The following is a 21,573-nucleotide window of genomic DNA, read 5'->3' as shown; positions in this document are numbered from 1 at the left end:
TCTTTGTAACTACTCCTTCAGTTGCCTTAAATATTTCAATCCACGCACTCATATAGAGTGCGACTATCTTTGTAACTACTCCTTCAGTTGCCTTAAATATTTCAATCCACGCACTCATATAGAGTGCGACTAAAAAAGGGCCTGATTCGGTTCAATATGGCGAGATTTCAATCCACGCACTCATATAGAGTGCGACTCTATTTGAGTCGTTTATCAAAATGGCCGAATCTATTTCAATCCACGCACTCATATAGAGTGCGACTTGGCGTCCATTGGAAATCAAGTGTCAGCATTTTGATTTCAATCCACGCACTCATATAGAGTGCGACTGCGATTTCCGCCCTAATTATAACATTTTTTAGGAAATGATCGTCAAAATCCTCAAGTTTCTATATAGAATTTTGTTTTCCTCTCTAAAAAATATACATTATTTACCATTTTCGTCGAATGAAACGGTGCGAATGTTCCAGGGATTTTATGTTCACCTCACATTCGCACTTAGTCTTAGATGACGTCGTCCATTTTAAGTCTTCCATAACCTGCATTTGTTTTAGCACCGATTCCTTCGTGTTCTAAAGCGCCTAGTAAGATGGTTTTGGCGAGTTCGAGCCATTCCGCATCTTCTGATAGATTCTTTTTTGTTTTCAATAGAAGTTGAAAGCGGCTGTTGACCACCGTTAAGAAATGAATCGGTGTTGGTGAGTCATCGTCTCGAGGGGCTGGAACACTTCCCCCTTTGTTCATCTTATCTAGCTTGACGCTGTTGTAGTCTGAATGATGTGGTGTCATCACATCCACTTTGAATGCTTCTCCTACCGTCTCAGGCATCATGAGCGCATCATGAAATTCAATCATGCCAGCACGTTCGTTTGTTCCAAACAATGTGGTGTAATCACTACCACCTTGTTTTAGTTCTTGAAAGTTTTCACCTAATACAGAATGGGCATAATGAGAGGCTACACCTTTTAAAGCGGTTCCTGGTAAATAAGGAATGCCGTATATCGGGTGTAATAACAATCCCGTTTCAAGTACACCCTCTCCTCCATGTCCAATGACTAACGGCGATATGGACTTGACTAGGCATGTGGGGTTCGTATCGGTATAATATTGCTCCACAAATCTTTCATACAAAAAGCGATTTTCCCCCCACTGTTTTCGATGTAGACGAATTACATTTTCATAAAATGACTGCTTCTCCGCACTGTCATTTATGATGTCCGACAATGTAGAACCACCAATCTCCCATTTGCTTTTGTTTAAGGTTAATGACAGATTCATTGGATGTCCTCCACATTTTCCGCCCCTTGTTCCACCTTTAAAATAGATTCCGCATATCTTTTTAACCAAACAGATGCACTTAAAGCTTGTCTTGATTTGATTAAGTAATTTCGATTAGAAGCTGACCAATCTCCTTGTATATCTAGTGTTTCTTTTATATCCTGAACGAATTGTTGATAAGCATTTCCTTTTTTTGATTTTGCTTCAAAAAATGTAATGGTGAGCCTTAATCCATTTGTTAAGATCATTGAGGCGAATCTGTGACAGAGTTGTCCATATTGATTTGAGAAATTCTCCTCATTCGTTTTGGCATTCATCACATGTTGATACGCTTTCTCAGCATAATGATGTTGAATGAGTTTCATGATCTCTCCCCTCCTGTCATACGCCAGGATACTCTTCCTTTACCTACGTTTGTGTTTCCACCTAATTGAAGATACATCTGTTTTTCTAGTTGATTTAAAAGTTGGTGTCTAACAGATAAATCATTTCTTCCATCGACACGATCACACCACATGAACCCATAAAATATGGCTTCTGCTGGTACATACTCTTCATACCAGAGAGCACCTTTACTAACTGTTTGGGTTTCATGATCAATTCTAATACGAGGTGTCACTTCAGAATTCATAGTGACAATGTATTGAAAAACGTCATCACTTACAATCACAAATCGTTCTATCCAAAGAGTTTGTGATTGTTTATCGTCGAATAAAAGTTTGGCCATCTTTTTAGCAAAATCGGTTAGTTGTTGAGATTTTTTCGCAGTCCCTTGGAATTCACCTAGATATAATTCGTCATTCTCTACTAATTTAGAATTCATGGTGACTAGTGTGCTTGATTCTTCTATGAGATCAGGGATATCCAGTGATACGCCTAATGCTTTTGCATCGCGGGCTAATCTTTTCAATATGAGTGGACTTGCCACATATCCAAATGTACCGTATCTACTCGCCACCGGGAATGAAAATAACCGGCCATCTGTCATGACGACTGCTCCTGCGCTTCCATCTTGATCTCCTTGTGTACCAAATACTTGTTGTACGAATGTGTCTTGTCCTTTCGTGCGATAATGTTCACGCTGCACACCTTTGATACTGCTTCCAGGTATAATCGGCCATTCTGTGACTTTTTCTCGTTGAATGGGCATATCAATCACGCCAACTCCTTCACCCGCTCCAATATGAAGGGGGGATAAACAATGTATCCAAAACCAACGGCTTGCTTCCATCATCTCACTCCTCTTATTCATTCGGTTTCCATGTTCCCCAAAGTGCTAACCCGCAGCCATCTTCACGATCAAACGCTTCTTTGCGCCGGTTACGATCGGATACTGATTGAAGCCACATTTTTTCGGCCAATTCTGCTGGATCTCCTTCTTCTACTGTAAAGAAGTAAACACTACCCGCGGGGACTAAGCGGCGTATTGCTTTTTCACGCCCTTTGTCTTTATTTGCTAAACTCCATCCAGAGATTGGCTGCCAATGTGGAACAGAGGCCCAAACCAATTTGAGTCGTACATTTGTATCAAATAGTGGTTTTGACATGAGCTGTTCATCCAGCCATCCGGGCTGCCACCCTTTACTGAAATAAGCGGGTGTCGCCAATATCATGCGAACATACGGCTTGTTTTTGAGCGATTCTTTAATAGCATCCGGACATGTCCAATCTTGTTGGTATACATGTGGCCGGTCTTCTATATGAGCCAGCCGCCGTTCACCACCGATTGGGTGAATGCCTGAGAAAGGCTTTAATTCTTCTGACTCTTCAGTAGATAAATCTATTCCTGCCTCCAGTTTAAAGTCATCTGGGAATAAGAGCGATTCAGTTGAAAATAGATGCTGATCTTTTGCCTTTTTACTGCCAGTCTCCACCTCAATTTGTGTTCGTTCCTGACGCTGTAATGCTGGAATAAATGCCGGTGGTGTTTCCTTTTTGAAAGAATGATTTTCCTTCTGCATGTGTTGGTATTCAGTCAAGGCTTCCTTCACATGACTCTCATCCACTGCGTCTGTCAGCCAGTTCACCATCCACTTTAGTGATACAAAAGCAGGCGGCGATTTCATTTTTTTACGAGCACCAGCTCCAATTGGTGGCCATAATGCCTCACTAAAACGGCCTGTTTTTCCTGTACCAAAAAAGCCCTGTCCTTCCGACATCATTGACTTTGGTCTCACTTGATACATGCCATACTCATCATCAAATAACTCAAGGTCATGAGGCATTGGCACATATAAATGATCATGCCAGCGATATAAAGGACCTCGCACAAGAGATTTTGCATAATAAGAAAGTGGCGTCGTGTGTTTTATTGATTGTCGTTTCTTCGCTAGAGCTGTACGAAGTGTTCCTGCGACCACACTTGGCGGAACATCGTTTAATGAACGCGCCCTTATACCCGGTACACTTTGAAATGGGCGTGCATCACGAATAAGCAGCGGATCAAGCGGTTGAATGTAAAACCATCTTTCAGGCATGTCCACTTACCTCCTCTAGTTGAAGAGCAATGATCATACATTCAGCGATTGTATGTAATTCTTCTAATGTATTCTTCTTCGGTATATACTTCGCAATCAATTGATCGATCCACTCTTTCGTTTCTTGCTCTGTTTTTGCTTCCGTTTTCTTTTTGAATGCAAGACGTCTTATCTCTAGTGGAATGAGTTCATCTAAAATTGCTGGCTGTTTTTTAAATGAAGACTGTTCGTATGTTTGATACAACTCTCGTAAGCCATATGCAAAGCCAGATGTGAAATAAGACTGCTTTAACCACGCCGTCATCTCTTGGATAGAGGCCACTGGATCTATTTGAAATGAGACTGAGATATTCATTGTGTCTCCTCCGCCTCGCTTTTGGAATTGAATCGCTAATGAATTTCGCTCTTGTTTTGCATATTGTTCAGCCTGACGTGCCATGCTTCTTACTTCTTCAAGAGGCTCAAGCATATGAACGATGGCGATGCCAATTGAAATCGAAGGAGGTGTCTCACTATGTTGATGAGCCTTCATCGTTGAAACAAATTCACTTTGTAATTTCCCAGCTGCTTCTAAGCATTGGTGCACCGGTACATAAGCCATGACATCATCTCCACCACCATAAATCAATGTACCTTCACATTTGGAAATAATCTCACTTGCCTTTGAAGCAAAAGTTGAGAGCGTTTTAGAAAATGCAATATGACTTTCTACATGCTGTATATTTCGCAGTTGGCTGCCCATCTTATCTCCATCCGCCATGAGAAAGGCATAGTAAGGTGAAGGTGCTGGTGGTTTGATCGGCTGGCCGTGATGTTTGCTGTATTCACCTTTGAAATATTTTTCGAGCAGCTGTGTGATGTCATTTTTCGCTTCTGTTCGTGCTATTCCAACAAGTCCACATTGTTCAAGATAATCTTCTATTCTTCTTTCATAAAAAAGCGATGCCTCACTCCAATCAATAGGAGCTACTTTTAGATTCATATTCTCAAGATATGTTTCTACATCTTTCACATATTTTATGGCTGCTTGCTTCATCTGTTCATTTTGGTCCAACATATTTTGAAAGGGAGCAAAAGCTTTATCGCAGACAGATGGAAATGTCTTGCTCGGATGCTTATGTAAGGACAATCGTTTGATCACTGAAATCGCATCTAATGATTCATGTTCACCAATTCCCCATCTCGCTAGTTGCGCCACTTGCTGTGGTGTTTTTTGCTTTTGGAAAACAGACTCTCGTCCACCGTCAAGTGATGATTTTGGTTCACCGAATAACGCCCCTGGTTCATTTTGTTTAAAATCTCTTAAAGTCTTCCGTGCCGCCATTAAACCTTCGACTTCTTGAAGAGCCAAATGATATGGACTTGCGGACGCATTTGCCGCTTCCTCTTGAGTTTGCATCTCAGTCCACACAGCATAAAATTCCAATAAATCATCTACTTGTCGATTCCATGTGCCTATTTGAATATAAGGATCCACAATCCCTCTTACAAAGTCTGCATATTCTTTCCATTTGTTATATACTGCTTTTTTTACTTGTCTTGCAATGGATGAAGGCTGTTCGTGTGAGATTTCCCCCAATATTTTATTTGGTGCGTTGTTTGGTTCTGCAGAGGATTCGTTGAACACAGGGAAAATAAGCGTTCCACCCAGTTCCTGAAATTTCTTCGCACCTGCTTTACTTAATTCAGATAGAAGAAAAGAGCCAAACCATAAATCACGCGTCCGCCGTGCTTGCGCAATAAATTCTTGAACAGGTCCTATAGAAAATAGCATCAATGTTTGTTTTTGTAATCCTTCTGACAAAATGTTTGCACCTCCTTGCTATGTAAAAAGGCTTGAATCGCCGATGAGTGCGTACGGCCACTCTCGTCTTGTAATGGGTTGTTTGAGTAGGTGGCTGTTGGGTAGATACTTTGTTCATCTGTCACATCGGGCAAAGGCTTTCCTTTTCCTAAAAGCGATAAAGCTTCGATCTGTGGTTGCTGCAACACCATCACCATGCCTACCGATTCCTTTTGATTAATAGCTAACGGTTTTAAGATGAGTGGTGAAGCCAAACGATTTTTATTTCGCGGGACTAAAGTCTTTGTATTAGGCTCCTTTTGAAACCATTTTCTTTTTGCTATTTCTTCTTTGCTTCGCTTCTTATCTTTTTTCGATTCCTTTTTAAAATTAAAAACAATCGGCATACCAAATTGCGCCCTAGGAAAAGCGATATATCTCTTTGGTTTATTTGAAGGATACGGTAATTGATGATCAGGATGTGACATATTCGCTAGATGACGTATGGAATCTGCCTCAGGCCAATAACTTCTCCCAACCTCCCCATTTTGGATATTATGTTTTTTACGAAATTCAATGTATGTATCCATTGTTCTCGTCCAGGATACATGCGTTTGAGAACCTTTATTTTGTAATCTAAACTCCCAGCTTAGCGTTGCCCATTCACGAGGCACTTCGGGAATAGAGATAGCATATTGACATATCTTCTCTTTAAACCATTGATCAAATCGCTCCTTACTGACTTCTTGCTCTTTAGGAGAAAATGTTTCACAGTATAAACTCCCACAACCACGTCTCGTTCTTGCACCAAGTCCCCCAAAATTGATCCACGCCCATAGTGCAGCTTCGATTTCATTGCCTAACTTCTTTTTGTCTTGTGAAGTCATTGAAGCACTCTCGGTCAAATAAACATTCATTTTGAAATATCCCATCAACATTTTATTTGGTGTTTTTTGAAAAATAAATTTTGGAGGGAATTTGATTTGTTTTTGTTCTTTAAATATTTCTTCAACGATTACTTTAATTAAGCTGCTTTTTTCTGTATGACCAAATATCTCTGCTTCTCGTTTAGATAATTCATTTGCGTTTTTGCAAGCAGCACCTCGAGTTGCACGCCACCAGAAACGAAGATGACCACGAATTGCACTTTCTCGAATCGGTCTGTCTTGATCAATTGAGTTTGATTGGGGCCCTCCCCCAAACATTGGCGTAACCAAATGAATAGTAAGCGGCTCTTTAAAAAGTTTTTGGTCTTCATGAATGTTTGTGTCGATCGCATGTTTCACATCATGCCAATTCGTTTTGGGTTTTCTAGATTCCCTTGTCATGTCGCTCTCCTTTCTTCACTTTGTTATCTGTTTCTGAAATAGCTCGGCATATGCATAGTGAGGGAAAAACATGGGATTATTGATGAGCATCAGCAATTGATTTAATTGGAAGTTTAGCGTTAACAGCTCATTGTGATCAATACGTAATTCACTGAGTTTGTTCAAAATCACTTTGTCTTCACTATCATCTTCATTATTTTCTTTCTTTTCTTCATCCTCTTGTTCCCTAGACCTTTCTGGATCATAACAATTTAATTCATTAGCCCACCATCCTAGGTGTTTATCTTCATTAGGAGCTCTTAAATGAAATACACTCTTTTGTTTCATAAGTATAAAGTCAAATGCTTTGTCTAATATTTCAAACATCTTTGAAGATGAATTTGCTGTTTGCCTTTTTAAATTACTTGCTAAAATTAAAATAGGACGTGTTCGTTTCTGTGTATCATTTTCAACCATGACAACCCCTTGGGCGGCCATCCTAGCTATTCCTTTTGTTTTCGGTACTAATTTTTTTATATTGTCAGACCAAACTTTTAAATTATCAACATCGAAATTTGAACTTTTACATTCTATAGCAACCGCAACCGCCTCAATCGGTATAAACTTCAACGAATTGTGTTGGAACACATACGGCGTATACTGCTCATCAAAAACGGCAATATCGACTTCGTTAGAATGATTTCCTTCTGAGTCAATAATGATGACACCTTGTGCTAATGAATATTTTTTAGGAATGATTTTCCGAAAAAACTCCAACCACATCACTTCTCTAGAATCTCCTGTCAGCCCGCCATGATTAGAAGCAAAGTCGACTTCTTCGGATATCATGCTGTTTAATCTTTGATAATTCTCTAAGATCAGCTGCTCAACTTTACCGGTTCGCTCCGTTTCACCCAAACCAATTCCTCCTTCACCACATTACGAATGGATAAAATTTGAATCTAAATGACTACTTTTCATTTCGACTTATTTTGAGATTTTTTAAGGTTTATTTAGGAAAAAGAAGAAGAAAAAAACATGACTGCAAGGAGTCATGTTTTCACTGTACAAATGAACAGTATATTTGATGGCTATTTGAAAGAGGATGTTGTAAGAAGATGATCTTTAAGGTAGTCATAACCGTTTAAGACACAATCATTGAAAACCATGCGCACCTCATATATGGGTGCGACAAATACTATGAAGATTTAACAGACGAAGAAATCATTTCAATCCACGCACTCATGTAGAGTGCGACTGATACAATTTTCAATAAAATAACTGTTTTAAATTTCAATCCACGCACTCATGTAGAGTGCGACGATCCTGCATAGCCGCCTTCTTTAAAATATAGGCATTTCGATCCACGCACTCATGTAGAGTGCGACGTCACAGCCTTCTAAAAAGCCTTCTAAACCATCAGGATTTCAATCCACGCACTCATGTAGAGTGCGACTTTCGACAGACCGTGACGAGCAAATAAGTTCTAAGATTTCAATCCACGCACTCATGTAGAGTGCGACATGCTGCGGTTGATGAACGAAAGCAATTGATAGAATTTCAATCCACGCACTCATGTAGAGTGCGACTGATGGTAAGATTTCATGCCCTAAAACGATCGATGATTTCAATCCACGCACTCATGTAGAGTGCGACCTGACTTCGTTACTCGGACGAATCTATGGTCGTATTTCAATCCACGCACTCATGTAGAGTGCGACATGGCTGCATTAAAAGGCGTAAAGACGCTCGATATATTTCAATCCACGCACTCATGTAGAGTGCGACTGCGATTTCTGCCCTAATTGTAACATTTTTTAGGAAATGATAGGTAAAATCCTCAACTTTCAATAAAGAATTTTGTTTTCTCCTTCATGAAATATACATTTTTACCCAATTTTGTCGAATAAAAAGGTGCGAATGTTCCAGGGATTTTATGTTCACCTGACATTCGCACCATCAGTTCCTCTTACATCTTCGTCATATATTCCACAATAAACTCCCAAAAGCCAGGTCCTTCTTGGTAAATCAGCCGGTCTATTTTTTCGATGAGTTTGATGTAGAGTTCTTGTTCGAGGTCTTCTCTTTCTTGATATGCCGTGTTTTGTAGTTTCTTTTTGATCATGGGTGTGAAGGTTTCAATGAGTTCTTCCATTTCTCCATTGGTCATTTTGTCTTCTTGCACGGACATCTCCCCCTGTTTCTTCTTTTAGTTTGTTGAGCGCTTTTTTGTGGATGTTTGAGATGTTTTGTCTTGATTCACCCAGCCGATCGGCTATTTCCTTCATCGTTTGACCATCGACATAGATTTGGGTTAGAACCATTTTTTGTTTTTCTGTGAGCTGCTGATAGGCCTTGTACAATCTTGGGTCTTGCAGGTGCTCCCCTAAGTCTTGTTGGTTAAAGAGCACAGCTTCATACGTATCTGTTTGAACAGGGTCTTTCACTTCTTGCGTATCAGGATGATCGAGTATGAGCGGAAAACGTTGCTGCTTTTTTTTCACTCGTTTGTCAAAGTCGACTGAAAAAATGCGGATCATTGTGGAAATATACTTGATGATGCGGATTTTTTGATAAAACTGCTTGAACTCGGAATCTAGTTTTTTCGCATTTTCTTCGTTTGGCTCTTCCATGACTTGCCGGAGCAGCTGCTGGTTTTTAGGATTGCTTAAAAATTGCTGAATGAGCGGGTGATCAACGATTTCCTTCCATTTTGCTTTCAATAACAGCCGATAATCCATGTGCATCCTCCCCTTTGTTCTCTCTACTTGCATTAAGTGGACAAAAGTTAAAAAAAGTAAACTTTGTGAAACGGGTCTAATGGTTCATTTTCTCCCCCTTTGATTTCCTATTTCTTCTTTCATACCACTTATAGAGAAGACGAGCATCCGCTGGGAGGTGAGACAAATGGAGACCTTTTTTTCGGAGGAATGGCTGAAGCAGCTCGGTCAGGCTGGCTTTCCTGCCATTTTGACAGTTTACTTGCTGACACGTTTTGAACGAAAGTTTGATGAATTAAGCAAACTCATCCAACGATTGGTCGCTGTTCAAAAAAATGATGAAGCAGATTGACATCTTCTTGATTCGTTTCACCTTATGAAAACGAGGGCGAAATGAAAGGCCTTTTGTCACCTCACACAATACGATGTTGAAAGGGGATTTTATCATGAGTGAAAAGCAAAATGGTGTACCGCAGCCGATTCGAGGAGAAAAAGGCGCAACGGTCAAAATTCCACGTAATCTCGAGCGAGACAGACAAAACCCAGATATGCTCACGCCACCAGAAACCGATCATGGAACGGTTCCCAACATGAAATATTCTTTTTCTGATACGCACAACCGTTTAGAAAAAGGCGGTTACGCAAGAGAAGTCACGGTACGTGAACTGCCAATCTCTAAAAGTCTTGCCTCTGTGAACATGCGGCTAAAACCTGGTGCAATTCGCGAGCTGCACTGGCATAAGGAAGCGGAATGGGCGTACATGATTTATGGGGAAGCCCGAATTACATCGGTTGATGCAGAGGGACGGAATTTTACAGAGGATGTGACTGAGGGAGATTTATGGTACTTCCCTTCTGGCTTGCCGCACTCTATTCAAGCACTTGAACCGGGAGCTGAATTCTTGCTTGTGTTTGATGATGGGTCTTTCTCTGAAAATAGTACGTTCCAAGTGACTGATTGGCTTGCGCATACCCCAGAGGAAGTCGTTCTCCAAAACTTTGGAATGACAAAGGAGCAATTTGAGAAGCTGCCAGAGAAAGAGAAGTATATTTTCCAAAAAGGAATTCCTGGTTCCCTTGAGTGTGACAAGGTGAAAACAGAGCAAGGAGAAGTCCCGAACTCCTTTAAATATGAGCTGTTAAAGCAAGAGCCGATTACGTCAAGCGGCGGACAAGTGTGGATTGCGGATTCTACCAATTTCAAAGCGTCTAAAACGATTGCATCCGCTCTTGTGAAAGTTGATCCAGGTGCCATCCGTGAGCTGCACTGGCATCCAAATACGGATGAATGGCAATATTTCATTTCTGGAAAAGCTCGAATGACGGTCTTTGCTTCTGATGGACATGCGAGAACCTTCAACTATCAGGCGGGAGACGTTGGCTATGTGCCATTTGCGATGGGGCATTATGTAGAAAATACAGGCGACGAACCGCTCTATTTCTTAGAAATCTTTAAGAGCGATCATTATGCAGACATTTCACTCAATCAGTGGCTTGCGGTCACACCGAAACAGCTTGTTTTGGATCATTTAGATCAAGGCGAAGATTTCTTAAAACTGCTTGATACAGAAAAACACCCTGTCATCGCTGCCCCTAAAAAAGAGGATTAATTCCACCTTCCTGCAAAAAGGCTGTCCTTTTTGCAGGTATCTTCATGTAAAGGAGTGTTGTTTACCCATGCAACAATCTGTTCACGCTTTATGGCAAGGGCTGAAATGGCTCATGGCGCTATCAGCTGTCTGTTACATATTTTTGTTGTTTTGTGTGCTGTTCTTTCATTTGACCGGTGCTTTTTACCAATCGATTTTATCGCTGCTACTGTTTATGGGCATCTATGTTGTACTTGGGATCTCTTTTGAACATCTGGAACACGTGCTCATGCGGTTTGTTCGTAAGTGTCGATCCAAAAAACGATCTATCGTTTTCTATGCCGTTTTATTTCACCTTTTGTTTATTTGGGGTGCTGTCTATGTATCAGACGAATTGGTTGACGGCATTTTGCTGACTACTTCTGAAGAAATTCTCTTTGCGCTAAGTCTTTGGCTATTTCATTTTTTGTTTGATTATGCGACGTTTCCATTTGAGAAAGAAGCTTCATGACTCTACTCTCTTTCTGACGAGAGTGCTTCTTTGATTTGCTTCATATGATGGGTATCGTGTTCGATCAGTCCTTGGAAATAACTTAATAACGTCAGCTTGGTTTGACCAATAAAAAAAGGTTCATTCCAGCGAGATGGTTCAATTTTCTTCATTTCTTGAAGTAATTCTGTTCTGACAGCAATAAATCGAACGATCGTCTCGCTTTTCTTTTCCTTTCTCGCTCTTTCAGCTGACTGCTGATTCATTTTGTGCACATCAGGAGCTTGAGGTAATGGCCGATCGTTCCAAAATTCCTTTAGTCGAGCCTTTAAAATAAATTCATCCCATGGAACGAAATGGGCGATGATTTCAGCGGTGCTCCATTTTCCATCAGCGATCGCTCTGCGCCATTCTTTGTCTGTTAATTCCGTTAGTGACTGTACCCATTCAATGGAGTGTTCAAAATGAGCAATAGTGGACTCTTTGTTTAACGTCAAATGGTCTCCCCCATTCACATGCTTTTATGTAGATTGTATCAATGATGAGAAAAAACACCACTTATGCTGAAAAGTGGTGTTTCTTGTGTTTTCTCCGTGCATATAAAATCGCAACGATCAAACTGACGAGTGAAATCAATGCGAGAATTCTGATATAAGGCGGATAGTAGGTTAGCACGATCTCGTTTTTGCCTTTTTCTATTGGAAAACCGATAAACGCATAATTGGCTTGTTCAATCTCGGTTTGATGGCCGTTCACAGTGAGCTCCCAGCCTTTTTCATATGGAACAGGCAGAATCATATAATCATCTCCGCGCTTGTTCTCATAAGAAATCGTAAAGCGGTTATTTTTAAGCTTCACCTGCTGGCTGCCATCATCCTGTTTTTCTTTTTCATATGCCCGCGCAAGGGTGCGGTAAGGCTCATGATACAGCTTTAATTGACTCAGCTCATACGTCCCTTTTGGAACTCGTATGGAAAGGATTTTTTCCGCAGGGACTCTGATCGTCACGTCATTAACGCCTGTTTTGTAGATAGACGTATTGCTTTTGCGTGATGTGACGTAGTCATCCACAGATAACTGAAACCCTTCGTTACGGTCGGTCCGCTTCACATAAAAGCTCACATACACATCCCCCACGCGAGCGATATCATCTGGAAGGGTGATATTCAGCCCACCCGTTTTCCCGTATACATCAAGCACGCCATTTTCGTATACCGCTTGTTCAGTATGAATGTTTGTATCCTTTATTCGATCAGGCGATTGGTCGATTTCAGCATTTCCTTTTTTGTTTAAGATCACACCTTGCAACATCGCATGTTCTTTATCAAGTGCTGACGCATGCTCTAGTGAATTTTCTGAATAGACGGTACTCGTTGTTCTTGCAAATGGGAGCGGGCGTGTATTTTCATACACTTCATAATGTTCGCTTTCCAATATGGGCTTAAAATAAACCGGTGGTGAGAAAGACATCGATTTGTCTCTCATATAATACTTCCCGTAGGTCAGACTGTATAAATTCGCTCTGTCCCCCATTGTTGCATACCGGCTGACACTTTCCCGTCCCATATCAATTTGCAGGTCATTCCAGTAGAAATGGAGCAGATGCTGATTCAATATACTTGAATACGCACTCATGCCTTGAAAGCCTTCAAATAACGGGGTGTTGTTGCGCACGCCGTTCATCCAATCAATCCGGGCAAGCGGATCTTCTTTTGAGCGGCTTTGAATCTGCTGAATGAGCTTCATTTGCTCATGTCCAGCATACGCCTCACTATTCAGATACGTATCTGATACGCTCTTAATATTGCTTCTTTCAAATAAGTAGCCCTGCTGATACACGCCTGCTGTCAGTAAGCTCACAACGATGAGCACAGCTGACAAGAGATGAAGGTGCAGACGTTTCCCCGCATGTATCGAGAGGAAGAACAAGCTGATCACAAGCAGTCCTATTCCGGTAAATACAACAACATCCATATTTCCCTTTGCTCGTTCTGAAAGGGCGACTGCGAGAAGGAATACAATCCAAGCGCCTAAAACCGCACGTGTTTTCCACTTCCACTCCATTTGCGAGAAATGCTTGATGGTGATGGCTATGACTGCTCCAACTGTAAAAGCAAGAAAATATTCAAATCTGTACTGCGGTGCAGAAAAACCATTAAACACGCTCGCCATCTTTGGACTGTAGTGAAAAATGATCAGCAGAACACTGATCGATGTGAACATGAAAAACCATCTGTTCCGGTATAGCGGAACGAGGAACAGACAAATCAGAAAGATGACCGGCAATAAGTACACCCTGCTTGTAAACAGCAGATGATCATGCAGCGCAAACCAAGGAATCGCCTGTTCATACGGCGGTCTTACATTATTAAGAAAGCCGTAAACAGACGGGATAAAAAAGGCAGCACTGATCCCAAACGATAACAACGTAGAGATCGCAAGGGTCCAGAACACCTTCCAGCCTCGCTCCTCGCTTTGAAGCTTAATCATATATCTGAAGACGAGATAAATGGCTAAAAAGATAAAGTGAATGTAAGCAAAGTAAAAATTATTGATCAGCATGAGACTGCAAGCCGCAATAAACCAAGCCGGCTTGCCTGTTTTAAAAATCCGTTCAACCCCGAGCACAAGCAGCGGAAGCCACATCATGCTGTCGGTGAAAAACTCCCAAAACGTTTGATGCCGAAAGTACACAATAGACAGTCCGTAAATACCGGCTCCTGTCAGCGCCCCCAGCCTATGCTGCACAATCGAAAGGAGCACACGATATGCGATGAACAGAATGACTGTCAGCTTGATCACACTCAGCCAAATAACAGCATTTGCCCAAAAGTGAATGTCTGTTGACTGTATAAGGTGAAGCGCATTTAACAGCCAGACAACAGCGACTGTGACCATAAAGACCATCGACGTTGTAAAATAATAACCTAATTGCGTATATGTACCACCGCCTAGACCAAATTGATAGGAATAAAAGAAGTTTCCTTTGACGTATTCGTCATACAGCAGCTTTTTAAACGGGAGCATTTGCGAAATGCCATCTCCATCTCCCGTCATATATCGGCCTTGCGTATATTCATATAAGAAAAAGGAGTGTCCTAATAAAGCAAGAATGAGGCACATTCCAATGAGTATCCATCTACGTTTCATCATCTAAATCCTTTCTCCAAAAGATCCACTTTTCATTGAAACAAAACAACCCAGCAAGCGATTCGTGCTTGCCGGTTATTTGACTCCACGTTATTTAAATAACTGCGTTAACACTCGGTCTTGTTCTTTTGAGCTTGTCTCTTGTTCCATGACATTTGATTCTTGAATTAAGTAATGCGGCCTCTTTTTCGTTTCATAGTAAATCCGGCCAATGTATTCTCCGATCACACCTAGACTCAAGAGCTGGACACCACCGAGGAAAAGCACAGCTGAGATTAAAGTGAAATAACCCGGTACCATGATGCCCGTTCTGACGATTTGAATAAAGGTCGCCACGATGTAAATCAAAGAGAGAAATAAGATCAAAATACCCGTATAAAAACAAATACGCAGCGGGCGGTTGTTAAAGGAAATGACCCCATCAATCCCGTAGTTAAATAATTTCTTCAGTGACCATTTTGTATCACCGTGCTGTCTTTCCACATTTTCATAATAGATGACCTTTTCTTCAAAGCCAATCCAGCAAAAAAGGCCTTTTGAAAAACGATTTCCCTCTTTCAGCTGAAGCAATGCGTCGATCGCTTGACGGGAAATTAAGCGGAAATCTCCTACACCATCACGCAAGTCCACTTCGACCACCTTGTTCATCACTTTATAATACATCGATGATAGGTAAGAACGAAGCTTGCTGTCCCCTTTACGGTTTCGTTTGGCAATGACTTGATGATAACCTTCTTCGTAGCCTCTAACAAAATCCTGAATCAAATACGTTGGGTGCTGCAGGTCGGCGTCCATAATGATCGCAGCTTCCCCTTTTGCATGCTCAAGACCTGCTAAAATTGCAGCTTCTTTCCCAAAGTTACGAGAAAAGGAAATGTATTTGACTTTTGCACTTTTGTGAGAGAGCTCTCTCATGTATTGAAGCGTATTGTCTTTGCTTCCATCATTCACAAAGATGATTTCAAAGTCATAATGAAAATCGCGAAACTCTTCCTCGAGTGCCTCAAAGATTCGTCTGATGTTTTCACCTTCATTGTAAGAAGGAATTATAACAGAGAGCAGTTCCCGTTCCATATCGCACCTTCTCTTCACTTTTTTCACATAGTCTGTTATGTTCATTATTCCTTTTTTGTCAGAAAACGAAACCCTTTTTTATTATCCATAAATTTCATGTATCCTTAATCGTTACATTATATCAGAGTTTTATTTCCAGTGATTTTCACCAACATGAATTTAATGTAATTTTAAGTTTATCCATTGTAAAAAGCCTGTAATTTTGATCACAGACTGGGTATTGTTTCATAAAATTGTTTGGTCAATTATATATTTTCCTGTTTGTTGAAAAAGATGAGTGGAAGTGAAAAGGGCAACCCTTTTAATGCAGCAGCCCTTTGTCGTTTTGTTGCAGATGCTCATTTGCCTTCGATTGTTTATTTTGAAATAAATGCAGCTGAGCGCCGTAGCTTTCGATCCATTCTCGGACAATCCGTTCAGTCGTTTCTTGTCCTTTATACTTGCGGCCAGCCTTTGCATAGGTTGTTTCAAAATCACTCCAAAGGAGCTCTACCCATGTACGTGCTTCTTCATATGTGAGCATATTGTTTTTTTCCATTAGTTGTTCGGTTAATCGCTCAAAATATTGTTCCATACTGGTTCCTCCTTCATCTAGCAGAAAGTGCCTTTTTAAAAAAATCTCTTTTTTCATATACTACCCTTACGTCTTCAAAAGACGCAAATGATTTGTATTGTTTGGAGGGAATCAGTATGCGTAATAAAGCAAAGGGCTTTCCAAATCAAGTGAATCACAAGTTTGAAGGCGAACCAGGGGCCACAGATGCTTATGCGTCTAAAAGGCCGAACGGTGAGACGAATACACGTCCACAGGAACGTATGAGGGCATCAGGGAAACGCTAATTTTTCCAAAGGGAGTGCTTGAGATATGAGTTCAAATGGGAAATCGTATATGGAAGACTTTGTTCAATTAAGAACAACCACTTACCCTCAACCATGGGCGAATGCTAAACATTCTGCCTCTCAGGTCAACGGAGAAACGCAGCAAACGCAGCACGACATCGTACTTCAGAACAACGTCCGTAAACAACGTTCGAAGTAAAGAAAAGGACTGATCTCTAGGGATCAGTCCTTTTGCGTAAGCATTGAAATCGGCAGGGCATCTTCTTTATTTGGCGCTGATACTCTGTAGCCCCAAGCAAAAACACCATTTAAATACTCCACATAAAACTGCTCGTCTGTATCTTTGATGTGATAAGTCGTTTTGGTTTGAATAGCAGCTGGATCTAATAAATAGGCTTTCGCCATGTCAATTTTCCGCTCCAACACGGCATATTCATTCACAATGCCTAGCTGCTCAGCTTTTCTTGCTTTTTCAGAAAGAGCGGCAATCTCCTGCTTTAATTCGTATTCTGTCATTTCACTATAGCGTTTTTCCATCTGTCATTCCCCTTTGTCTAAAACGTGATCAATTGTATCAAGATCAAATCCTTTTCGGTAAAGGAATTGCTTCACTTTCATTTTTTTCTCAAATGATCCGTCATAACCTACCTTGCGTTTTGCCTTCTCAAGCATATAGTGAAGGGCTTCTTCTTCCTTTTCCTCTTCTTGTCCATCATAGGATTCTTGAAGGGCTTTATCAATGATATCAAATGAAAATCCTTTTCGCTGAAGCTGCAATTTGATACGCTGTTCAATTTCTTTTGCGGACCGGTTTTTCTCTTTCTTAACCAGCTTTAGCACTTGTTTCACTGCTTCCTCTAGCTGCAAATCATTCGGATATTGCGATAGTGCTTGTTCGATGGTGTCATCGTCTATGCCTTTCAGCTTTAACTCTTTTTTTAGCACTGACGGGCCTTTGCTATTCGTTTTTCGGTGGGTGCTTACATACGCTTCTGCAAATTCAAGATCATTTACATACTTATAATGTTTTAATTTGTGTATAATTTCACTAATAGCAGGTGCTGGTATGTCTTTTTTCGTCAAATAATCGGTGACTTCTTTCACTGATCTCATCCGATACGATAAATAATCGACGGCCTGCTGAAATCCTTTTTTTACTGCATCACCGAATTGAATCTCTATGATATCGGCTTCGTCCAGCTCTTTTCCCTTTTTCAAATCATGCTGGACGAGCACATCTAGATCAACGCTAAAAGCGTACTTTTCATCAAGAAAGATGTTCACGCGTTCTGTATTGTTTTTCTGAGCAGAGATTTTCGTAATATAGGGCATCCTGTGATCACTCCTTTTTTCAAACAGTCAGGATGTTTCTTCTGATTCAAAATCGTGAAAGATATAGGTATGTATATGAGAGGAGAAGATGTCAATTGAATATCGCCATTACCGGAGGAACCGGGTTTATCGGCCAGCATGTCACAAAGGTGCTCGCAGCTGAAGGACATCATCTATATATTCTAACAAGAAATCCAAAGGAATCCGAACAAAATCATTTACATTACGTGCAGTGGCTGACAGAAGGCGCTAAGCCTGAACATGAATTGCCTGCGATTGATGTATGGATTAACCTTGCTGGAAAATCCATTTTCACACGCTGGACGGACAAAGCAAAAAAAGGCATTCTCTCCAGCCGTATTCAATCCACACAAGAAGTGAGACGCATTATAGAAGCGCAGGAATCGAAACCATCTGTGCTCATTCAAGCAAGTGCTGTCGGTATCTACGGCACTTCCAAGACAGAAGACTTTACGGAGGAAGCCCCTCCAGCCGATACAGACTTTTTAAGTCATACGTCAAAACTTTGGGAAGCTGAAGGGCAAAAAATTGAGGCGCTCGGTATTCGCACAGTTTATACACGCTTTGGGGTAGTGCTAGGAGAAAAAGGCACACTTCCTCTTATGACCTTGCCATACAAGCTGTTTGCCGGTGGAACGATTGGCTCTGGCTCGCAATGGGTATCTTGGGTTCACGTGGAGGATGTAGCACATCTCATTGCGTATGCCATTGAGCATGAACACATATCAGGTCCACTCAATGTCACATCTCCAAATCCTGTTCAAATGAAGCAGCTGGGACAAACTATTGCATCTAGCCTTCATCGCCCTCACTGGCTGAAGGTGCCGTCCTTTGTCATCAAAACCGCACTTGGCGACATGTCATTGCTTGTATTAGAAGGTCAACGTGCTCTGCCGAAAAAGGCACTGCTGTCTTCTTATGAATTTTTACACCCTGAGCTAAAAGAAGCGATTTTGCATTCAGAGGAATAAATTTTGTCAAAAACACCCATCCTATTAAAAATGAGATGAGGGGGCGATTTTGATGAAGAAAAAAGAACACCAGCCGACTTCAAAACTGAAGAAAACCCAGGAAGTTCTGTATCAGCAGGAATTCAAAAAAGCGGAAAGAGCAGCAGAAAAAAGAAACAAATAAAACGGATATTCCTCTTTTACAAGCACATAACTAAAGTGATCTTGTAAAGGAGGGAAAAGCTTTGAAAAAAGACCAACACAAAAAATCCAACCACCAGCTTGCGGCACAAGAGACGGATGGCGAATATGTTGAATTTTCCAAAGAACTTGCAGATCCGAATGACGTAAAAGCGATGGCACGTATGAAAGCAGCCGATCAGCGTGCCAAAAAACAATAAGTAAAAAAAACAGACCCTATCAAAAGGTCTGTTTTTATTTGATTTCAGTTAGCAGGCTTGATGCCTTCTGACGTGACTTTTCCTCAGGCACCTCTTCTGGATAACCGATGTGAAGAATCGCGGCAAAGCGTTCGTTTTCCTTTAATCCCATATCCTGTTGAAACCCTTTGTCGTATAAAATACGGCCGCTCTTCCATACCATACCGATTCCTTGATCCCAAGCCAGCAGCTGGAAGTTTTGAATGAGCGCACTCACAGCGGCAAAATCATCATTTCTCACAACTGGATTTTCGTCTTCTTTTAGAACAACAAGTAAAAGTGCTGGTACTTTAGAAAAATAATCTCTGTACTGATTGATCTTTTCTTCTTTTGCGTCTGGATTGTTGCGTTTAAAGAAAGCAATAAACCGCTCAACAAATACCTCTTTCGCTTCATCCGTCACTGCATATAAAAAACGCCAAGGTTCCGTGATTTTATGATTGGGTGCATAGACTGCATCCTCTAATAATGGCTGAAGCTGTTCAATGCTCACCGGCGTTTCTTTGAATTTTCGAATCGATCGTCTATATCTGACAGCGTCTCGAACCGTTAACGCTTCTGTTTGTTGTTTTGTTTCTGGCATATATGTCATCCTTTCAATCAACCTTAATTGAAATTGATTCTCATTCACATTATAAACATGATCATGTGCTGTTTGCAAATAAGACCTCACCTCTCTGCTAAAAAGTTGTTTGACTTTTTCAAGTAATGTTACAATCATATTACGTTTTAAACAAATTTTGAGAAAAAAGCCAAGATGATGAAATGGTTTCAGGTATTTCCACTTTGTTAAATGCGGCTATTTTTTCAAAAAGCTTTCAACCCATGATTGGAAGGGAGGCTTCTGAATGGAATGAAAATCAATATTGGGCAAATCATCAAACTCTATCGTTATAAACAAAATATGACCCAATCGGAGTTGGCAGAAGGAATTTGTTCTGTCTCTCATTTAAGTAAAATTGAAAATGGCTCAAAAGAGGCCAATCAAGATACGATCAATCTTTTGCTTGAACGGCTTGGAATTAGTCAAGAAACGCTGTCGCAAAAGGCGCGTCATCTGTTGTCATTGCTCGATGAGTTTCAGATGAACATGTATTTCTATGCGCTCGATCAAGCAGAGCAAAATGCAGAAATGATCATTCATCACGAGGAACAGTTCTTTTCGCTAGATTTAGGGATTCAGTATCATTTGTCCTTATTTCAATTTTATTTATTAACAGAAAAACAACAGCTTGCCTTAAAAACGCACCGCGTGCTTAAGAAGTTTGAAAAAACCTTTATTGACACAGAAAAAGAAACGTTTGAATATCTAGATGGCATCCACCAGATTAAAATCGGTCAACTCGAAGAAGGATTGAAAAGACTTGAAAGCTGCTTTTCTTACGCTTCTGTTGAACAGAGCGACCTGTATTATCACTATGCAAAAGCACTTGGAGCCATGGGACATCTCGGTGATGCGCTTGAGGCCACACATCAAGCAATGGATTTGTATAGACAAAAAAATAATTTCAAGCGGGTCATTCATTGTACACTCATTCATGGGGTCATCTCACTGGAATTAAAGGCCTTTCAAACAGCTAAAAGATATTTAAAAGAAGTGATTTTACACACATCGCTTCACCCTGATGCTTATATTAAGATGACAGCTTATTTTTATTACGGGGTTCTCTTAAAACGCCAAGGCGATTTCTCATCCGCTGTGCCTTATTTACTAGATTCACTCAATTATTTTAATCAAGAACAGATAGAAGATCGTTACTGTGAAACGCTTTATGAAATCGCGACATTGTATGCGGAATATGATCGCAAAAAGGCGCTTCCATATATACACGAGCTGCTCAAACAGCCTCGTATTCAACCAAACTGTTTATATATGATTAAAATCTATAAATTGATGATTGAAGAGAATCCTCATGATTTGAAAACTTATTTAGTAGAAGCAGCGATTCCTTACTTTGAACACAATCAGCTCCACAATGAGTACTTGTTTGCTCTTAGAACCTTGCTTTCCTATGCGGCTTCTGAGCTTGATAAGCGTGCATATATGTCTTACACAACGAAGCTGCTTGATCACTTAGCATCATATATCCCGTATTATAAAAAAGCATGACCTTCTGCCGAT

25 protein-coding genes and 2 CRISPR repeat arrays (1 of these 27 only partly in view) are annotated in these 21,573 nt (G+C 40.7%); of the genes, 9 read left to right on the top strand and 16 right to left on the bottom strand.

Going from position 1 to position 21,573, the window contains the following annotated elements; translation table 11 throughout:
- A CRISPR array of direct repeats spans positions 1-330; the repeat unit is 33 nt; unit sequence ATTTCAATCCACGCACTCATATAGAGTGCGACT (it extends 166 nt beyond the left edge of the window).
- A 174-nt stretch (positions 331-504) separates the two neighbouring features.
- From cmr6 to NSQ64_RS04845, 9 genes are all read right to left on the bottom strand, one after another.
- On the bottom strand, positions 505-1,278 hold the full coding sequence (gene cmr6 / locus NSQ64_RS04885) for a type III-B CRISPR module RAMP protein Cmr6 (protein WP_253718714.1): 774 nt from the start codon (positions 1,276-1,278) through the stop codon (positions 505-507).
- Positions 1,275-1,643, bottom strand: coding sequence for a type III-B CRISPR module-associated protein Cmr5 (gene cmr5, locus NSQ64_RS04880; RefSeq protein ID WP_041106375.1), 369 nt, complete (start codon positions 1,641-1,643; stop codon positions 1,275-1,277). Before cmr5 ends, cmr6 begins: the two co-directional genes overlap by 4 nt.
- Positions 1,640-2,509, bottom strand: coding sequence for a type III-B CRISPR module RAMP protein Cmr4 (cmr4, locus tag NSQ64_RS04875; RefSeq protein WP_341015372.1), 870 nt, complete (start codon positions 2,507-2,509; stop codon positions 1,640-1,642). Before cmr4 ends, cmr5 begins: the two co-directional genes overlap by 4 nt.
- 13 nt (positions 2,510-2,522) lie before the next feature.
- On the bottom strand, positions 2,523-3,755 hold the full coding sequence (gene cmr3 / locus NSQ64_RS04870) for a type III-B CRISPR module-associated protein Cmr3 (protein ID WP_341015370.1): 1,233 nt from the start codon (positions 3,753-3,755) through the stop codon (positions 2,523-2,525).
- Positions 3,748-5,559, bottom strand: coding sequence for a type III-B CRISPR-associated protein Cas10/Cmr2 (cas10, locus tag NSQ64_RS04865; protein ID WP_268373698.1), 1,812 nt, complete (start codon positions 5,557-5,559; stop codon positions 3,748-3,750). The genes cmr3 and cas10 overlap by 8 nt, the downstream gene beginning before the upstream one ends.
- Entirely contained in the window at positions 5,529-6,824 is a 1,296-nt protein-coding gene (gene cmr1, locus NSQ64_RS04860) for a type III-B CRISPR module RAMP protein Cmr1 (protein WP_341015366.1), read from the bottom strand. Before cmr1 ends, cas10 begins: the two co-directional genes overlap by 31 nt.
- 57 nt (positions 6,825-6,881) lie before the next feature.
- Entirely contained in the window at positions 6,882-7,763 is an 882-nt protein-coding gene (locus NSQ64_RS04855) for a DUF6602 domain-containing protein (protein ID WP_034284196.1), read from the bottom strand.
- Between the two features lie 308 nt (positions 7,764-8,071).
- A CRISPR array of direct repeats spans positions 8,072-8,633; the repeat unit is 32 nt; unit sequence ATTTCAATCCACGCACTCATGTAGAGTGCGAC.
- A gap of 181 nt (positions 8,634-8,814) precedes the next feature.
- Positions 8,815-9,036 (bottom strand): sigma-O factor regulator RsoA, encoded by a 222-nt coding sequence (rsoA, locus tag NSQ64_RS04850; protein ID WP_061418431.1) that lies wholly within the window; start codon positions 9,034-9,036, stop codon positions 8,815-8,817.
- Entirely contained in the window at positions 8,984-9,586 is a 603-nt protein-coding gene (locus tag NSQ64_RS04845; RefSeq protein ID WP_341015359.1) for a sigma-70 family RNA polymerase sigma factor, read from the bottom strand. Before NSQ64_RS04845 ends, rsoA begins: the two co-directional genes overlap by 53 nt.
- Positions 9,587-9,752: 166 nt before the next feature.
- Here NSQ64_RS04845 and NSQ64_RS04840 point away from each other — a divergent pair, with 166 nt between their 5' ends.
- The 3 genes from NSQ64_RS04840 (at position 9,753) to NSQ64_RS04830 (ending at position 11,665) form a co-directional block, all read left to right on the top strand.
- Entirely contained in the window at positions 9,753-9,917 is a 165-nt protein-coding gene (locus tag NSQ64_RS04840) for a YvrJ family protein (protein WP_341015356.1), read from the top strand.
- Between the two features lie 94 nt (positions 9,918-10,011).
- Complete coding sequence (locus tag NSQ64_RS04835; RefSeq protein WP_034664992.1) at positions 10,012-11,175, top strand: oxalate decarboxylase family bicupin; 1,164 nt, start codon at positions 10,012-10,014, stop codon at positions 11,173-11,175.
- A 67-nt stretch (positions 11,176-11,242) separates the two neighbouring features.
- Positions 11,243-11,665 carry a regulatory YrvL family protein gene (locus tag NSQ64_RS04830; RefSeq protein ID WP_341015353.1) on the top strand — a complete coding sequence of 141 codons (423 nt, stop codon included), beginning with the start codon at positions 11,243-11,245 and terminating at the stop codon, positions 11,663-11,665.
- Between the two features lie 2 nt (positions 11,666-11,667).
- Here the strand turns inward: NSQ64_RS04830 and NSQ64_RS04825 are convergent, their stop codons facing one another.
- From NSQ64_RS04825 to NSQ64_RS04810, 4 genes are all read right to left on the bottom strand, one after another.
- Positions 11,668-12,141 (bottom strand): DinB family protein, encoded by a 474-nt coding sequence (locus tag NSQ64_RS04825; protein WP_039167943.1) that lies wholly within the window; start codon positions 12,139-12,141, stop codon positions 11,668-11,670.
- A 61-nt stretch (positions 12,142-12,202) separates the two neighbouring features.
- Positions 12,203-14,797: a YfhO family protein gene (locus tag NSQ64_RS04820; protein WP_341015351.1), complete on the bottom strand. Its 2,595-nt coding sequence runs from the start codon at positions 14,795-14,797 to the stop codon at positions 12,203-12,205.
- A gap of 87 nt (positions 14,798-14,884) precedes the next feature.
- Positions 14,885-15,868, bottom strand: coding sequence for a glycosyltransferase family 2 protein (locus NSQ64_RS04815; protein WP_008341983.1), 984 nt, complete (start codon positions 15,866-15,868; stop codon positions 14,885-14,887).
- 301 nt (positions 15,869-16,169) lie between these two features.
- Positions 16,170-16,442 carry a YfhJ family protein gene (locus NSQ64_RS04810; protein ID WP_017366871.1) on the bottom strand — a complete coding sequence of 91 codons (273 nt, stop codon included), beginning with the start codon at positions 16,440-16,442 and terminating at the stop codon, positions 16,170-16,172.
- Between the two features lie 116 nt (positions 16,443-16,558).
- Here NSQ64_RS04810 and NSQ64_RS04805 point away from each other — a divergent pair, with 116 nt between their 5' ends.
- Positions 16,559-16,708 carry a small, acid-soluble spore protein K gene (locus NSQ64_RS04805; RefSeq protein ID WP_003217849.1) on the top strand — a complete coding sequence of 50 codons (150 nt, stop codon included), beginning with the start codon at positions 16,559-16,561 and terminating at the stop codon, positions 16,706-16,708.
- A 25-nt stretch (positions 16,709-16,733) separates the two neighbouring features.
- Positions 16,734-16,907: a YpzG family protein gene (locus tag NSQ64_RS04800; RefSeq protein ID WP_341015348.1), complete on the top strand. Its 174-nt coding sequence runs from the start codon at positions 16,734-16,736 to the stop codon at positions 16,905-16,907.
- Positions 16,908-16,930: 23 nt separating this feature from the next.
- On the opposite strand, the gene NSQ64_RS04795 is transcribed toward NSQ64_RS04800, so the two are convergent.
- Together NSQ64_RS04795 and recX are read right to left on the bottom strand one after the other, a co-directional pair.
- Positions 16,931-17,245 (bottom strand): YfhH family protein, encoded by a 315-nt coding sequence (locus NSQ64_RS04795; RefSeq protein WP_008341991.1) that lies wholly within the window; start codon positions 17,243-17,245, stop codon positions 16,931-16,933.
- Between the two features lie 3 nt (positions 17,246-17,248).
- Complete coding sequence (recX, locus tag NSQ64_RS04790; protein WP_058336507.1) at positions 17,249-18,040, bottom strand: recombination regulator RecX; 792 nt, start codon at positions 18,038-18,040, stop codon at positions 17,249-17,251.
- A 95-nt stretch (positions 18,041-18,135) separates the two neighbouring features.
- Here recX and NSQ64_RS04785 point away from each other — a divergent pair, with 95 nt between their 5' ends.
- The 3 genes from NSQ64_RS04785 (at position 18,136) to NSQ64_RS04775 (ending at position 19,412) form a co-directional block, all read left to right on the top strand.
- Positions 18,136-19,032, top strand: a complete 897-nt coding sequence (locus tag NSQ64_RS04785) for a TIGR01777 family oxidoreductase (RefSeq protein ID WP_341015345.1) — start codon at positions 18,136-18,138, stop codon at positions 19,030-19,032.
- A 52-nt stretch (positions 19,033-19,084) separates the two neighbouring features.
- Positions 19,085-19,195, top strand: a complete 111-nt coding sequence (locus tag NSQ64_RS04780) for a YfhE family protein (RefSeq protein WP_017358836.1) — start codon at positions 19,085-19,087, stop codon at positions 19,193-19,195.
- Between the two features lie 61 nt (positions 19,196-19,256).
- Positions 19,257-19,412, top strand: coding sequence for a YfhD family protein (locus NSQ64_RS04775; protein ID WP_008341997.1), 156 nt, complete (start codon positions 19,257-19,259; stop codon positions 19,410-19,412).
- A gap of 34 nt (positions 19,413-19,446) precedes the next feature.
- On the opposite strand, the gene NSQ64_RS04770 is transcribed toward NSQ64_RS04775, so the two are convergent.
- Positions 19,447-20,034, bottom strand: coding sequence for a nitroreductase family protein (locus tag NSQ64_RS04770; protein WP_024720283.1), 588 nt, complete (start codon positions 20,032-20,034; stop codon positions 19,447-19,449).
- A gap of 270 nt (positions 20,035-20,304) precedes the next feature.
- Between NSQ64_RS04770 and NSQ64_RS04765 the strand changes: the two genes are divergently transcribed.
- Positions 20,305-21,561, top strand: a complete 1,257-nt coding sequence (locus tag NSQ64_RS04765) for a transcriptional regulator (protein WP_008341668.1) — start codon at positions 20,305-20,307, stop codon at positions 21,559-21,561.
- Positions 21,562-21,573 lie beyond the last annotated feature (12 nt).

The sequence above is a fragment of the Bacillus sp. FSL W8-0183 genome (assembly GCF_038006825.1).
Taxonomy (GTDB): domain Bacteria; phylum Bacillota; class Bacilli; order Bacillales; family Bacillaceae; genus Bacillus; species Bacillus altitudinis.
This window is presented reverse-complemented; position numbering and strand designations above follow the sequence as displayed.

Bases quoted from the DNA above. Each gene is read 5' to 3' on its own strand.
- NSQ64_RS04840 (WP_341015356.1), top strand. From the start codon at position 9,753: ATGGAGACCTTTTTTTCGGAGGAATGGCTGAAGCAGCTCGGTCAGGCT.
- NSQ64_RS04845 (WP_341015359.1), bottom strand. From the start codon at position 9,586: ATGGATTATCGGCTGTTATTGAAAGCAAAATGGAAGGAAATCGTTGAT.
- cmr6 (WP_253718714.1), bottom strand. From the start codon at position 1,278: ATGAATCTGTCATTAACCTTAAACAAAAGCAAATGGGAGATTGGTGGT.
- cmr4 (WP_341015372.1), bottom strand. From the start codon at position 2,509: ATGGAAGCAAGCCGTTGGTTTTGGATACATTGTTTATCCCCCCTTCAT.
- NSQ64_RS04810 (WP_017366871.1), bottom strand. From the start codon at position 16,442: ATGGAACAATATTTTGAGCGATTAACCGAACAACTAATGGAAAAAAAC.
- NSQ64_RS04780 (WP_017358836.1), top strand. From the start codon at position 19,085: ATGAAGAAAAAAGAACACCAGCCGACTTCAAAACTGAAGAAAACCCAG.
- NSQ64_RS04805 (WP_003217849.1), top strand. From the start codon at position 16,559: ATGCGTAATAAAGCAAAGGGCTTTCCAAATCAAGTGAATCACAAGTTT.
- rsoA (WP_061418431.1), bottom strand. From the start codon at position 9,036: ATGTCCGTGCAAGAAGACAAAATGACCAATGGAGAAATGGAAGAACTC.
- NSQ64_RS04765 (WP_008341668.1), top strand. From the start codon at position 20,305: ATGAAAATCAATATTGGGCAAATCATCAAACTCTATCGTTATAAACAA.
- NSQ64_RS04835 (WP_034664992.1), top strand. From the start codon at position 10,012: ATGAGTGAAAAGCAAAATGGTGTACCGCAGCCGATTCGAGGAGAAAAA.
- NSQ64_RS04830 (WP_341015353.1), top strand. From the start codon at position 11,243: ATGCAACAATCTGTTCACGCTTTATGGCAAGGGCTGAAATGGCTCATG.
- NSQ64_RS04800 (WP_341015348.1), top strand. From the start codon at position 16,734: ATGAGTTCAAATGGGAAATCGTATATGGAAGACTTTGTTCAATTAAGA.
- recX (WP_058336507.1), bottom strand. From the start codon at position 18,040: ATGCCCTATATTACGAAAATCTCTGCTCAGAAAAACAATACAGAACGC.
- NSQ64_RS04820 (WP_341015351.1), bottom strand. From the start codon at position 14,797: ATGATGAAACGTAGATGGATACTCATTGGAATGTGCCTCATTCTTGCT.
- NSQ64_RS04770 (WP_024720283.1), bottom strand. From the start codon at position 20,034: ATGCCAGAAACAAAACAACAAACAGAAGCGTTAACGGTTCGAGACGCT.
- cmr5 (WP_041106375.1), bottom strand. From the start codon at position 1,643: ATGAAACTCATTCAACATCATTATGCTGAGAAAGCGTATCAACATGTG.
- NSQ64_RS04795 (WP_008341991.1), bottom strand. From the start codon at position 17,245: ATGGAAAAACGCTATAGTGAAATGACAGAATACGAATTAAAGCAGGAG.
- NSQ64_RS04815 (WP_008341983.1), bottom strand. From the start codon at position 15,868: ATGGAACGGGAACTGCTCTCTGTTATAATTCCTTCTTACAATGAAGGT.
- cmr3 (WP_341015370.1), bottom strand. From the start codon at position 3,755: ATGCCTGAAAGATGGTTTTACATTCAACCGCTTGATCCGCTGCTTATT.